The 14,102-nt window shown below is 67.2% G+C and carries 10 protein-coding genes; all 10 read right to left on the bottom strand.

Annotated features, from left to right (window positions below):
* Positions 1-22 precede the first annotated feature (22 nt).
* Positions 23-1,255: a cell division protein FtsZ gene (gene ftsZ / locus AC1DFE_RS15865; protein ID WP_476906834.1), complete on the bottom strand. Its 1,233-nt coding sequence runs from the start codon at positions 1,253-1,255 to the stop codon at positions 23-25.
* A 191-nt stretch (positions 1,256-1,446) separates the two neighbouring features.
* Positions 1,447-2,490 carry a cell division protein FtsQ/DivIB gene (locus tag AC1DFE_RS15860; RefSeq protein WP_476906833.1) on the bottom strand — a complete coding sequence of 348 codons (1,044 nt, stop codon included), beginning with the start codon at positions 2,488-2,490 and terminating at the stop codon, positions 1,447-1,449.
* Positions 2,483-3,862: a UDP-N-acetylmuramate--L-alanine ligase gene (murC, locus tag AC1DFE_RS15855; RefSeq protein ID WP_476906832.1), complete on the bottom strand. Its 1,380-nt coding sequence runs from the start codon at positions 3,860-3,862 to the stop codon at positions 2,483-2,485. The genes AC1DFE_RS15860 and murC overlap by 8 nt, the downstream gene beginning before the upstream one ends.
* Entirely contained in the window at positions 3,859-4,959 is a 1,101-nt protein-coding gene (gene murG / locus AC1DFE_RS15850; RefSeq protein ID WP_476906831.1) for an undecaprenyldiphospho-muramoylpentapeptide beta-N-acetylglucosaminyltransferase, read from the bottom strand. Before murG ends, murC begins: the two co-directional genes overlap by 4 nt.
* Before the next feature lie 11 nt (positions 4,960-4,970).
* Positions 4,971-6,326, bottom strand: coding sequence for a putative lipid II flippase FtsW (ftsW, locus tag AC1DFE_RS15845; RefSeq protein ID WP_476906830.1), 1,356 nt, complete (start codon positions 6,324-6,326; stop codon positions 4,971-4,973).
* Positions 6,327-6,328: 2 nt separating this feature from the next.
* Positions 6,329-7,930, bottom strand: coding sequence for a UDP-N-acetylmuramoyl-L-alanine--D-glutamate ligase (gene murD, locus AC1DFE_RS15840; RefSeq protein ID WP_476906829.1), 1,602 nt, complete (start codon positions 7,928-7,930; stop codon positions 6,329-6,331).
* The gene (mraY, locus tag AC1DFE_RS15835; protein ID WP_476906828.1) at positions 7,912-9,021 is read right to left on the bottom strand and encodes a phospho-N-acetylmuramoyl-pentapeptide-transferase; all 1,110 of its coding nucleotides are present in this window, start codon (positions 9,019-9,021) and stop codon (positions 7,912-7,914) included. Before mraY ends, murD begins: the two co-directional genes overlap by 19 nt.
* Positions 9,018-10,490, bottom strand: a complete 1,473-nt coding sequence (locus AC1DFE_RS15830; RefSeq protein ID WP_476906827.1) for a UDP-N-acetylmuramoyl-tripeptide--D-alanyl-D-alanine ligase — start codon at positions 10,488-10,490, stop codon at positions 9,018-9,020. The genes mraY and AC1DFE_RS15830 overlap by 4 nt, the downstream gene beginning before the upstream one ends.
* Positions 10,491-10,496: 6 nt before the next feature.
* Positions 10,497-12,158, bottom strand: coding sequence for a UDP-N-acetylmuramoyl-L-alanyl-D-glutamate--2,6-diaminopimelate ligase (locus AC1DFE_RS15825; RefSeq protein ID WP_476906826.1), 1,662 nt, complete (start codon positions 12,156-12,158; stop codon positions 10,497-10,499).
* A 116-nt stretch (positions 12,159-12,274) separates the two neighbouring features.
* On the bottom strand, positions 12,275-14,077 hold the full coding sequence (locus AC1DFE_RS15820) for a peptidoglycan D,D-transpeptidase FtsI family protein (RefSeq protein WP_476906825.1): 1,803 nt from the start codon (positions 14,075-14,077) through the stop codon (positions 12,275-12,277).
* Positions 14,078-14,102: the final 25 nt, after the last annotated feature.

Here is a 14,102-nt window from a genome sequence, read left to right as displayed (position 1 = left end):
GGAGTGTCCGCCCGGCAAGCTCCTACTTCAGGAAATCGGGCACATCCAGGTCGTCGGACCGGCTGCCGGTGAGGTCGGGCTCCACCACGGACGGGAGGTCGACGTCGAACCCTGAGTCGGCGGGAACAGCTGACGGGCGCTGCTGTCCCCAGCTGCTCAGGCCTGCTGCGCCCACTCCGGCGTGCACGGGCTGGACGTGGACCTGCTGGCTCCCCGAGGGCGACTGGCTGTGCGGGGCGGTCGCCGGCACGGCGGGGCGCTGTGGGACGGCCTGCGGCTGCGACTGGTCCATGGACGGCGAGGTGGCCTTGACGTCGTCGAAGCCGGCCGCGATGACGGTGACGCGGGCTTCGTCGCCCAGGGCGTCGTCGATGACCGCGCCGAAGATGATGTTGGCTTCGGGGTGCGCAACTTCCTGCACCAGGCGCGCGGCCTCGTTAATCTCAAAGAGGCCCAGGTCAGAGCCGCCCTGGATGGACAGCAGAACACCGTGGGCGCCGTCGATGGAGGCCTCCAGCAGCGGGGAGGCGATGGCGAGTTCGGCGGCCTTGACCGCGCGGTCCTCGCCCCGTGCGGAGCCGATGCCCATCAGGGCCGAGCCGGCACCCTGCATGACCGACTTCACGTCGGCGAAGTCAAGGTTGATCAGGCCGGGCGTGGTGATGAGGTCCGTGATGCCCTGGACACCGGACAGCAGGACCTGGTCAGCGGAGCGGAAGGCATCCAGGACTGAGACGTTGCGGTCGCTGATGGACAGCAGGCGGTCGTTGGGGATCACGATCAGGGTGTCGACTTCGTCGCGCAGGGCGTCGATGCCCGCCTCGGCGGAGCCCGCGCGGCGCCGGCCCTCGAAGGTGAACGGACGCGTGACAACGCCGATGGTCAGGGCGCCAAGGGAGCGCGCAATACGGGCAACCACCGGTGCGCCGCCGGTTCCGGTGCCGCCGCCTTCACCCGCGGTCACGAAGACCATGTCGGCGCCGCGAAGGACTTCCTCGATCTCGTCGGCGTGGTCCTCGGCCGCCTGCTTGCCCACCTCAGGGTTGGCACCGGCACCCAGCCCGCGCGTCAGCTCACGCCCGACGTCGAGCTTTACGTCGGCATCGCTCATCAGCAGGGCCTGGGCATCGGTGTTAATAGCTATGAATTCGACACCGCGGAGACCCACCTCGATCATGCGGTTGACTGCGTTCACGCCACCGCCGCCGATGCCGACGACCTTGATGACGGCCAAGTAATTCTGCGGAGCTGCCACGTTACGTGTCCCTTGTTAGTGTCCTATTGCGAAAACTGGTGGAGTCGACCTTGAAGCCCTGAACCTTAACCTTCGAGTTGAAGGTTATAGTTATGTCAAGTAACTCACCTCTGTGACGCTATTTCCTATGCTGGCTACATTCAATAACCGCCGCCGCGTGTCGTCCTAATCCCCAAGAAATACAGCCGTGGTCACCGCGTCACGGGATGCCGCGGAACGCTGACGTCGTAGGTGTTGACCGGGTTCGCAGGATCTGCCGGCACCTTGAGCAGTGCTTCAAGCACCCTCGCCTTGAGCTCCTTCTCCCCCGCGTTGCCCCAGACAACCGTCTGGCCATCCAGCAGCTTCAGTTCCACTGCGTCGACGGACTTGGCGGAGGCATTGGAGAGCTTGGCCAGCACATTGGCGGGAAGGGCGCCGAGAACCTCGGCGGTCGCCTGGAAGAGGTCCTTGCCGATCGTTCCGGCGCCGCCGTCAATCAGGGGCAGCTTCACGGAGGCGGGGTCTGCCGTGGTGCCCAGCCGCACGCCGTCGACGTCCACGAGCAGGTAATCGTTGCCGCGCTTCACGAGGGCCACCGGCACGCGTTCCTGGACCTGCACCACGAGGACGGACGGCGGGTGGGCCTGGGTGCTGACGGATCTGATCTGGACCAGCGGCTTCAGCAGCGCGTCGACCTGTTCGTCGCTGATCTGCGGCAGCGGCGTGCCCAGCAGCGGCTTCAGTGCCGCCTGCACCTGTGCCGGTTTGAGGAGCTTCGTCCCACTGACGCTCACGCTGTGGACTGCCAGCACAGGCGAATAGACGGCGGCCAGGATCAGTCCCGCCACGAGTGCCGCCGTGACGCACACCGCCACGATGATGTTCCGCCTGATACGCCGGCCCCGGGGCTCGGGAAATGCCAGCACGTTGTCCCGGGCCGGCTTGTCCCGGGCCGGCCTGTCCCGCACCGGCCTGTCCCGCACCGGCCTGTCCTGCGCCGGCTTTCCCTGCGCTGGTTTGTCCTGCGCGGGGCCCTTCTGCGTACTGCCCTGCCGCTTATCCCTGGGCGCACTGCCCTGCGCCTTCTCCTGCGCCGCACCCTCCGGCACGCCCTTGGAGGCGCTGATCACGGCCGGCTTGGCGCGGTCGGAATCCGTAACAGTGTCCCGGGGAGCGCCGGAGTCCCCGGCCGCAGCAGTGTCGCGGCCGGCAGGCTTGGCCGGGCGGTACGTGGGGCGCCGGGTGCTAGCCACCGAGCGACTCCACGATGAGCGGCCCGTACGCGGTGACGTCCCCGGCGCCGGCGGTGAGGATGATGTCCCCCGGCTGCGCGGCGGCGGCCAGGGCGGCAACGGCCTCATCACCGGCTCCGACGGGTCTGCCGCCGGCGCCCAGGTGCTCCGTGATGAGTGCGCTGGTGACGCCCGGGATGGGATCCTCGCGTGCCGGGTAGATGTCGAGCACCAGTGCGGTGTCCGCGGCATTGAGCGCGTCCGCGAATTCCGCGGCGAATTCCCGGGTCCGGGAAAAGAGGTGCGGCTGGAAAAGGACGTGCACCTTGTGCTCCCCGGCAACGGAGCGGGCCGCAGCCAGTGCGGCGCGCACCTCCGTGGGGTGGTGGGCGTAGTCGTCGTAGACCCGCACGCCCCTGCCCTCGCCCTTGTATTCGAACCGCCGGGACGCGCCGGAGAAGCTGGCCAGGGCAGAGGCGGCGGCCTGGGCGTCCACGCCGAGTTCGAGCGCCACCGCCATGGCAGCGGCGGCGTTCAGCGCATTGTGCCGTCCCGGGACCTGCAGTGCCAGCGGGATCCGGCGGCCCGCCGTCGTAATGGCCACCCTGCCCGGGCCGCCGTCGTCGAGCCGGAGGTCCGCGGATTCGGAGGTGCCGTACAGGACAACGCGGGCATTGCCCTGTTCGCGGGTGCGAAGCGCCAGCGCGTGCGCGCCGGCGTCGTCCGCGCAGGCCACCAGCACACCGTTCGCCGGCAGCAGGGCCGTGAAGCGGTCAAAGGATTCATACACGGCTTCTGCGGTGCCGTAGTGGTCGAGGTGGTCCGGTTCCACGTTGGTGACGACGGCGATCTGCGGGCGGTAGTTCAGGAACGAACCGTCGGATTCATCCGCCTCCGCGACGAACACCTTGGAGCTGCCGTTCGCCGCGTTGACGCCGAGCGCCGGGACATTGGCCCCGATCGCGAACGACGGGTCCAGGCCGGCGCCCTGCAGCAGCACGGTGATCATGGAGGTGGTGGTGGACTTGCCATGGGTGCCGGCCACTGTCACCACGAGGTCATCGGCCATGGTGGCGGCCAGGGCTTCGGAGCGGTGCAGCACCGGCAGGCCGGCGGCCCGGGCAGCCTCGCGTTCGGGGTTGTCAGCGCGGATGGCCGATCCAGCCACGACGGTCTGGGCGTCGCCGAGATTGCCGGCGTCGTAGCCCACGCAGATGCGTGCGCCGGCTGCGGCGAGCTCCTTCATAACGGGCAGGTCCTTCGCGTCCGAACCGCTGACGGGAATTCCGCGCGCCACCATGATCCTGGCGACGGCGGACATGCCCACGCCCCCGATCCCGATGAAGTGCACGCGGCCCAGTGACTCCTGGCTGGGTGCTGCGTTGGTGGTCATTTGGATACCGCTTCCAGTACGAGGTCGGCCATGAGCTGGTCGGCATTCCGGATGCCAAGGTTCTCCGCGTTCGCCGCCATGGTTTCGAGGCGGGAACGGTCCGTCAGCAGCGGGATGAGGCTGGTCCGGACCCATTCGGGGGTGAAATCGCGGTCCGCCACCAGCAGGGCGCCGCCCGCGTCCACCAGCCCGCGCGCGTTCAGGGCCTGCTCGCCGTTGCCGATCGGCAGCGGCACGAACACCGCAGGAACACCGACGGCGGCGACCTCGCTCACGGTGGCCGCTCCGGAACGGGCCAGCAGCAGGTCAGCCGCGGCGTAGACGGTCTCCATACCGTCCACGTACTCGAGCTGACGGTAGCCGTCGGCGCTCAGGGCATTGCCGTTTGCGTCCGCCACGGACTTGCCGCGTCCGGTGATGTGGATGGTCTGGACCCCTGCCCGGGACAGCGCCTCGAGCGACGCCGCCACGGTGCGGTTAATGCTTTGCGCCCCGGACGAGCCTCCTGTGACGATGAGCACCGGCTTCTCCGGCTGCAGGTCCAGGGTGCGCAGGGCTCCGTTCCGCGCTGTTGCCCTGACCATGGCCGAGACTTCGCGGCGCATGGGCATGCCTACGTGGCGCGCGTTGCGCAGGGGCGTGCCGGCGAATGCCACGGCCACGTGCCGGCTCAGCCGCGCGCCGACGCGGTTGGCAAGGCCCGGGCGGGTGTTGGCTTCGTGGATGACGATGGGGATTTTCCGCCGCCAGGCGGCCAGGTACATGGGCGTGCAGACGTAGCCGCCCACGCCCACCAGGACGTCGGCGGCGGCGTCGTCGAGGATGCGCCCGGCCTGCCGCACGGCGCCGGCGAGCCGTCCCGGCAGGCGGAGCAGGTCAGCGGAGGGCTTCCGCGGGAACGGGACACGGTCGATGGTGGCCAGTTCAAACCCGGCGGCAGGGACCAGCCTGGTCTCCATGCCGGCGGCCGTTCCGACGGCCAGCAGCCGGGCGTCGGGACGGGCGTCGCGGATGGCGGCGGCGATGGCCAGCAGCGGGTTGATATGGCCTGCTGTTCCGCCGCCGGCGAGGACCACGGACAATGACTCGGTTTTCATCAGGTGCTGGTTTACGCTTTCGTACGGGATTTCTTGCGCCCGGGCAGCCGCAACGGGCCGAGCAGTTTACGGGGCCGGATGTTGGGCGCCATCTGTTCGCGGGCCAGTGACAACACTACGCCGATCGCGCAGAGCGACATCAGCAGCGCCGAGCCGCCGTAGGAGATGAAAGGCAGTGGAACGCCGATCACCGGCATCAGGCCCGTGACCACGGCCATGTTGACCGTCGCCTGGCCCAGCAGCCACACCATGATGGTTCCGGCAAGGACCCGGTGGAACAGGTCCTCCTGTGCCACCACCACGCGGTAGATGGCGGCCCCCAGGATGGCAAAGAGGATCAGTACGACGACGGTCCCCACCAGCCCGAGTTCCTCACCGATGATGGCGAAAATGAAGTCGTTGTGGGCTTCGGGGATCCAGCTGTATTTCTGCCGGCTCTGGCCAAGCCCGACGCCGAACCAGCCGCCCGATGCCAGCCCGTAGAGGCCGTTGGTGGACTGGTAGTTGGCGTCGATGCCGTCGCCGCAGCTCTGCCCGGTCCACCACGAGGTGATGCGGCACACCCGGTTGGAACTGGTGACGGCCATGACCGCTATGACAGCACCGAGGCCCACCGCCGCGAACCCGAACAGATAAAGTCGCACGCCGGCGAAGAACAGAGCCGCGGCGGTGATGAGCATGATAAGCATGCCGGTGCCCAGGTCGTTTCCGATCAGGACAAGGCCGATGATCCCGCCCGCTATGGGCACCACGGGGACCACTGCATGGCCCCACTGGTGCAACAGCGGCGCCTTCTTGGCCAGCACGGTGGCCATCCACAGGGCCAGGGCAAGCTTGGCTGCCTCGGAAGGCTGCAGGGTGAAAAACCCGCCGATGTCGATCCAGTTCTTGTTGCCGTTGACGCTGGTGCCAATGACCAGCACGAGCCCCAGCAGGGCGTAGGCAATGATGATGCCCAGCCACGCGAGGCGTTTCAGCCACACGACGTTGATCCGGGACAGCATGAACATGCAGAAGATGCCGATTCCGGCGAACAGTCCCTGCTTGAGGGCCGCGGTGTAGGGCGACTCCCCCGCTGCGATGGCCTCGACGCTGGACGCCGAGAGCACCATCATGATGCCAATGGCGGTCAGGGCCAGCGTGGTGCCGAGGATCAGGTAGTAAGTGGAGCCGTTGCGCGACTTGCCGTTTCCCTCCAGGGCGGACCAGAAGCGCCGGTACGCCCGCAGCAGCCTGCCCTTCGTGGGGACCCTGGAGACGGGAGTCCCCGGTGCAGCACCCTGTCCGGCGTTCCGGGAGGCAGACCCACGGGAGGTCGCTCCCGACCGCTGCCGGACGGCCGCGGGGCGGGTGGGTGTGCTGACCATTCTTACTCCTTGCCGGTCCGGGCCTCCCCTTCCACGAGCTCGCGGACCGCTGCAATGAAGGCGTCGCCACGGTGAGCATAGGAAGAGAACTGATCCATGGATGCAGCAGCCGGGGCCATCAGCACAGTGTCACCCGAGGCGGCGAGCTGAGCCGCCGATGCGACGGCCTGTGCCATGATTGCCTCCCCGGTTTCGGCTGAATCCGGTGCGTCATGTCCGGTTCCGGCTGGCTGCACATTTTCAGTGTGGCCTGCCGCCTGCCGGATGACGGGGACATCCGGTGCGTGTCGCCGCAGGGACTCTTCCAGCGATGCCGTGTCCTTGCCGATCAGCACCACGGCCTTCAGCCGGCGGGCATGGTCACGGACCACGTCGTCGTAGCTGACACCCTTGGACAGGCCGCCGGCAATCCAGACCACCGGTTCGAAGGCGGCAAGGGATGCCGAGGCGGCGTGCGGGTTGGTGGCTTTGGAGTCGTTGATCCAGAGGACGCCGTGCTGCTTGGCGACCGGCTGGATACGGTGGCTTCCCGGGATGTAAGCCCGCAGGCCCTCCCGCACGTGCTCGGGGCTGACGCCGTAGGCCCGCACCAGGCCCGCGGCTGCCAGGGCGTTGGCCACCATGTGGCGCGGGGCCACCGGGCCGAGATCGGACATGGACGCCAGTTCGACGGCGCTGTCCTTCCGTTCGGCGATGAAGGCCCGGTCAACGAGCAGGCCCTCCACCACGCCGAGCATGCTGATGGCCGGCGTGAGGGTGGTGAAAGCCACGGCCCTGCAGCCCTCGACCACGTCCGCGTTCTCCACCATGCGTTCGGTTTCGATCTGCTCGTGGTTGTAGATGCAGGCCTTCTGCGTGTTTTCGTAGATCTTGGCCTTGTCGGCCAGATAAGACTCGTAGGAGCCATGCCAGTCCACGTGGTCCTCGGCGACGTTGAGGCAGACGCTGGCCACCGCCGAGACGGACTCGGACCAGTGCAGCTGGAAGCTGGAGAGCTCCACCGCAAAGACGTCGTACTCCACGGGGTCACGCAGGGCATCGAGGATGGGCGTTCCCACGTTGCCCACCGCAATCGCCTTCAGGCCAGCGGCCCGCAGCATGGACTCGGTCAGGCCGACCGTCGTGGTCTTGCCATTCGTGCCGGTGATGGTGAGCCAGTCGGCCGTTTTCCGGCCCTCGCGGATGCGCAGGCGCCAGGCGAGTTCGACGTCGCCCCACACCGGGATGTGGGCGCGGGCGGCCGCGGCGAGCAGGGCCTGGTCCGGCCGCCAGCCGGGCGAGGTGACCACGAGGTCCGGTTTCAGGCCGTCGATCTTGGGCAGCGTGCGGACGGCGTCCTCTCCCAGGAGAACGTCGGCCGCACCGACGATCCGCAGCGTGTCGGCCTTGGCCGTGGCTGTCTCGCTTGTGGCTCCGTCCACCACCACAACGCGGGCGCCGAGTTCGATCAGCGTGTCCGCTGCCGCGAATCCCGAGACGCCGATGCCGGTGACCACGACGCGCAGCCCGGCCCAGTCGGAGTCCCAGCTGACCAGGCCGCTGAGCCTGGCCGGGCCCGTAGTGTGAGTGTGGGATTCGGAGCCGTTCACAGCAGGACCACCCATTCTGCGTAGAAGATGCCCAGACCCGCGGCGACGAACAGGCCGGCGAGGATCCAGAACCGGACCACCACGGTGACTTCCGCCCAGCCCTTGAGTTCAAAGTGGTGCTGCAGCGGCGCCATCTTGAAGAAGCGTTTGCCCTTGGTCACCTTGAAGTAGCCCACCTGGATGATGACGGAGAGCGTGATGAGGACGAACAGGCCGCCGATGAAGGCGAGCAGCAGTTCGGTGCGGGAGAGGATGGCGAGCCCTGCGATGGCGCCGCCGATCGCCAGCGAGCCGGTGTCGCCCATGAAGATCTTGGCCGGTGAGGTGTTCCACCAGAGGAAGCCCACCAGCGCGGCGCTCATGATGGCCGCAAGAAGGGCAAGGTCAAGGGGGTCCCGGACGGAATAGCAGCCGCTACCCGCTTGGCGGGGCGAGCCACAGGCCTGGTTACTCTGCCAGATGCCCATGAGTGTGTAGGCGCCAAAGACCATGATCGCGGCACCGGCGGCCAGGCCGTCCAGGCCGTCGGTGAGGTTGACGCCATTGGTGGCGGCCGTGACGATCAGGTTTGACCACACCACAAAGAGGATCGCGCCGAGCACGGTGCCGCCGAACGCGAGGTCGAGCCACGGGATGTCGCGGACCAGCGAGATCTTGGTGGATGCCGGCGTGAGCCCGTCGGCGTCCGGGAAGTAGAGCGCCATCACGGCGAAGATGATGCCGACCGCCGCCTGGAGGATCAGCTTGGCCTTGGCGTTCAGTCCCAGGCTGCGCTGCCGTGAAATCTTGATGAAGTCGTCGAGGAAGCCCACCAGGCCCATCCCCACCATCAGGAACAACAGGAGCAGCGCAGATGCGGTTGGCCCGGGCGACCGGGGGTTCATGAGCCACATGATCAGGTGCGTCAGGCCGTAGCTCAGCAGCACGGCGCCCACCACCACGGTGCCACCCATGGTGGGGGTGCCGCGTTTGGTGTGGTGCGAGGTTGGTCCGTCATCGCGGATGAACTGGCCATAGCTCTTGTGGACCAGCAGACGGATGAACAGCGGGGTGCCCACCAAAGCCAGCAGCAGGGCCAGGCCAGCGCCGATCAGAAGTGCAATCACAGCAGCTCGCTCCCTTCATTGGCGGTTGTGGGGGTGGCATGTGGGGGTAATGCTATCCGATCGCCCAAATGGCGCAGCCCCACGCTGTTCGATGACTTGAAGAGCACCAGATCGCCGGGTTCGAGCTGCTCCTGGAGCAGTTCGTAGGCTTCGTCAACGGTCTCGGCGAAGATGCATTCCTCGCCCCAGGACCCTTCCTGCACGGCGGACACGTACAGCGAACGCGCTTCCCGGCCCACCACCAGGAGGCGGGAGATGTTCAGCCGCACCACCTGGGTGCCAACGGCGGTGTGCTCGCGGATGGAATCCTCGCCCAGTTCCAGCATGGCTCCGAGCACGGCCCACGTGCGGCGGCCGCGGCCGAGATCGGCCAGCGTGCGCAGGGCCGCCCGCATGGATTCCGGGTTGGCGTTGTACGCGTCGTTGATGACCGTCACGCCGTCGGGCCGTTCGGTCCGCTCCATGCGCCAGCGGCTGGCCGCGGACTGGGAGCTCAGCGACGCGCCGATCCTGGCAGCCGGAACGCCGGCCGCGTGGGCGGCCGCTGCGGCGGCGAGGAGGTTAGCGACGTGGTGTTCGCCGATGAGTTTGCTGCTGACCTGGACCGTGGGCTCCGCCGGCACTTCGAGGTCGAACTCCGGGTTGCCAGCGGTGTTGGTGTCCAGGTTCGCGGCCCGTACGGCAGGCGCGTCCGGGTCGGCGTCCCGGGAAGTGAAGCCCAGAACAGTTGCCTGGGTCCGCGAAGCCATGGCGGCAACGCGGGGATCATCAAGATTCAGCACCGCAGTACCCTCGGCGGGCAGGGCCTCGGCGAGTTCGCCCTTGGCCGCAGCGATGTTTTCCACGCCGCCGAATTCCCCGGCGTGGGCTGTACCCACACCGAGTACCACGCCAATTTCGGGCCGGACCATGTGGGCCAGGTAGCGGATGTGCCCGATGCCGGTGGCACCCATCTCAATGACCAGGAAGCGGGTGTCAAAGCCCGCCTGGAATACGGTGAGCGGTACGCCGACCTCGCCGTTGTAGGAACCCTGGGGCGCAACCGTAGGTGCCTCAGCTGAAAGGATGCCCGCGAGGAGATCCTTGGTGGTGGTCTTGCCGGCCGAACCGGTGATGCCGATGACGGTCAGCTGCTCGCCGGCAGCCTCCCGGTGGCTCCTGATCCGGCGGACAGCCTCAGCCGCCAGGGCGCCCATGGCCAGCACCGCATCCTCAACGACGACGGACGGAAAGTTCCGGCCGGCGTCGTCCTTGATTTCCCGTTCGGTGAGGGCCAGCACCGCTCCGCGGTCAAAAGCGGCCCCCACGAAACTGTGGCCGTCTGCGCTTTCGCCCGGTTTAGCGACGTAGAGGGAGCCGGCAACAGCCTCCCGCGAGTCGGTCACCACCGATCCCGGGGTGACGTCGGGGTCGGCTAGCAGCCGGCCGTTGGTGATATCGGCGATTTCCGCCGCAGTTAGTTCAATCATGTCGGTCTAGGACTCTATCCCGTCGTCTTGGAGAACGGTGAATCCTCGTGCCGTCAAGGCGTTCCGTAGTTCCACCCTGTCGTCGAGGGCAAGGTTCACTCCCTTGACCTCCTGCCACACTTCGTGCCCGCGCCCGGCAATCAGGATGGTGTCCTCCGGAGCCGCGAGGTTGACGGCCTCCCGGATGGCAGCATCGCGGGGGAAAACTTCCATGATCCTGCAGTCGAGCTGTTCGGCTTCCTTGGCATCCGTAGCCCCCACCAGCACATCGGCGCGGATCGCCGCGGCGTCCTCATCGTGGGGATCGTCGTCGCTGACGATCACGACGTCGGCAAGCCGGGCAGCGATCGCTCCCATGGAAGGGCGTTTGCCCTGGTCACGCTGGCCAGTGGCACCGAAAACCACGATCACTTTGGACGCCGGTTCCGGGGAACGGACGGCCTCCAGAGCGCGTGCCAGCGCGTCGGGGTTGTGTGCAAAATCGACGACGGCGGCGGGGCTGGCGGAGACCAGCTGCATTCGGCCGGGGACCGCCACGGTGAAGGGGTCCCGGGCATCGAGGGCGGCCTGCACGTCGGCGGGGTCAGCACCGCCGGCGAGCACCATGGTCAGGGCCAGCGCCGCGTTGGAGACATTGAACGCACCGGGCAGCCCCGTGTGCACGCGAAGTTCCGTGCCGTCCGGGCCGCGGAGGGTGAATTCCGTTCCGAGGCCTCGCGGCTTAGGATCCGTGACCGTCCAGTCAGCCACCGCCGGACCGGCGTTTTGCCCGCTGCCGGGCTGGAGCGTGGCCAGCGTGGTCACCGGAAGCTCAGTCTGGGCGGCAAGCCGCTGGCCCCACTCGTCGTCGACCGTCACGACGGCGGCCCGGGCGCGTTCGGCGGTGAAGAGCTCCGCTTTCGTCCGGAAGTACTCCTCCATGGTGCCGTGCAGGTCCAGGTGGTCCTGGGTGAGGTTGGTGAAACCGACGACGTCGAAGACCACGCCGTCCACGCGGCGGAAGGACACCGCGTGCGAGGAGACCTCCATGGAAGCGGCGTCCAGCCCACGTTCACGCATGAGGGCCAGCAGCGCGTGGACGTCGGTGGATTCCGGTGTGGTCAGGAGGCTGGGAATCGGGTCCCCGCCGGCCAGGATCTCGATGGTGCCAATGAGTCCGGTCTTCTTGCCCATGGCCTGCAGCAGGGCGTTGATGAAGTAGGTGGTGGTGGTTTTTCCGTTGGTGCCGGTCACGCCGAACATCGAGGGACCGGCGAGACCTGCCTCCTGGCTCCGGTAGATCAGCCGGGACAGGCGGCCCACCACGCTGCGCGGCTCCGCCACGACAAGAACGGGCACGGCGATGTCAGACCCGAGGGCAAGAAGCCTCCCGCCGGCGTCGTCCGTCAACACCGCCACCGCTCCGGACTCGATGGCCGTTGCCGCGAAGTCCGCGCCGTGCCGTGCCGCTCCCGGCAGGGCAACATAGAGGTCCCCGGACTCCACGGACCGGGAGTTGAGTGAAATGCCGGTGACCTGAACTGACTCGGAAGCCCCCGGCACCGTGATGCCCACTGACTGGCCGATGACACCCAGCTCGACGGCGGCGACGGCGGTGGGCCGGAAGCCGCTCTTGAATGCCTGCCCCTCCGGGGCGTCGGCAGTGCCAGGGTCATGGTGCTGTGACAACTGAATCTCCGTTGGTGCTAGTGGACCAACGGACACGACAGAACTGTTTGTTCAGGTGTACCGCGGTCTTTCTTGGCGGGCGTTACTTGGCGTACTGCGTTTCTTCGCGTACCCCGTTATTTGGCGTACTGCGGCAGCCTGACGGGCGTGCCCTTGGACGGCGGAACGTTGTACATCCGCAGTGTCTGGCTCATCACCGAGCGGAACACGGGTCCGTTGGTGATGCCGTAGATGGACCCCTTGGGACGCTGCAGGACCACCTCCACAATAAACCGCGGATCGTCCATCGGCGCCATTCCCAGGATCGAGGCGGTGTAGCCGCAGAAGCCGGCCGTGCCGTCATCGCACGGAGATTCGGACGTTCCCGTCTTCGCCCCCACGCGGTAGCCGTCGAGGGCGGCTTCCTTGATTTCGCCCTCGGTGACGGCGCTTTCGAGCATGTCCCTGACCTGCTTGGCGGTGTCCTTGGAGATGATCTGCCGCGACGGTTTGGCCGGTACTTTCTCCTCGGTGCCGTCGGGACTGATGTAGCCGTCGATCAGGCGGGGCTGCAGCATGACTCCGCCGTTGGCGATTGTCTGATAGGCGCGCACGGTCTGCAGCGTCGACTGGGAAACGCCCTGGCCAAAGAGGACTGTGTACTGCTGCCGGTCATCCCACTGCGCGGCCGGGGTCAATATGCCCTTCGCCTCGGCCGGCAGGCCGATGTCCGGCGCCTCGCCGATGCCGAACTTCTGCAGCCAGTCATGCCGCTGGTCCTTGCTCAGGCGGCTGCCCGCCATCACCGTCCCCGTGTTCATGGAGTAGCCGATGATGCCGGCGAGGGTCCGTTGCTCTGTTCCATGCGAAAAGGCGTCATCAAACTGCTGGCCGTCGATCACCAGGGACGGCGGAATGGTGAACCTGTCCAGCGGGCTGGATTTGCCTTCCTGGATCAGCGCGGCGGCGGTCAGGGGCTTTTCCACGGACCCGGGCTCGTAGGCTGCGGTGACGGAGCGGACGCCGCGGTCCTTGGCCGCCACCTTGCCGGGATCGTTGGGGTCGGGGGTGTTGGTGTCGGCCATGGCGATGATGTTGCCGGTCTTCACGTCCGAGACAATGATGACGCCCCACTCGGCGCTAAGCTTGTCCGCCTGCGTCTGGATGGCCTGCTGGGCGAAGTACTGGAGGTCGGAGTTCAGCGTGAGCTTGACGTCCTTGCCGTCCTGCGCCGGCGTCAGTTCGTCGATGCCCACGGGGATGCGGAGCCCGTCGGCGCCGATTTCGAACACACGCTTGCCCGGGGTGCCGCGCAGTATCTCGTCCTGGGTCTGCTCGAGTCCGGCCTGGCCGGTGGTTCCGTTCTCCAGGAAGCCCACGATGCCCCCGGCGACGGAGCCATTGGGATACACGCGCTTGCTGGTGCCCTCGGAGAAAATGCCGGGGATCTGCAGATCCGAGACGCGGTTTTCGACGTCAGGCCGGAGGTCCTTGGCCACGATGTAGTAGGTCCTGGTGCCCGTGACGGATTTGCGGACATCGGCGGCGTCCATGCCAAGGACGGCAGCAAGCTCGGCGATTCCCTGGTCACGGGTCACGGTGACGAGCTCGTCCTTGCCGTCCACCTTTTCAAGCCGCTTGAAGGATTCAGTCTTGGTGTTGACGGTCTGGTCAACAGTGATGTTGTAACGGATGACGCTGTTGGCCAGCACCGTGCCGTTGGCGTCCAGGATGCTGCCGCGTTCGGCTGGCAGCACGGTGGGTCGCAGGCGGTTGTCAAGGGCGGCTTCGGCCATGCCGCCGACGTCGAGGCCCTGCACCAGGAACAGTTTTCCGCCCACAACCACGAGCAATGCAAGCATGATGCTCAGCCCGAGGCGGAGCCTCTTCGTGGCGTTAGCAACTTTTTTCTTGCTTGCCTTGCTTTTGCCTTGCGCCACGCTTATCCCCTACTGCTTGCCGTGC

It is taken from the genome of Arthrobacter sp. 05T423, assembly GCF_056396245.1.
The sequence above is the reverse complement of the archived record's forward strand: the minus strand, read 5'-3'. Positions and strand labels throughout refer to the sequence as shown.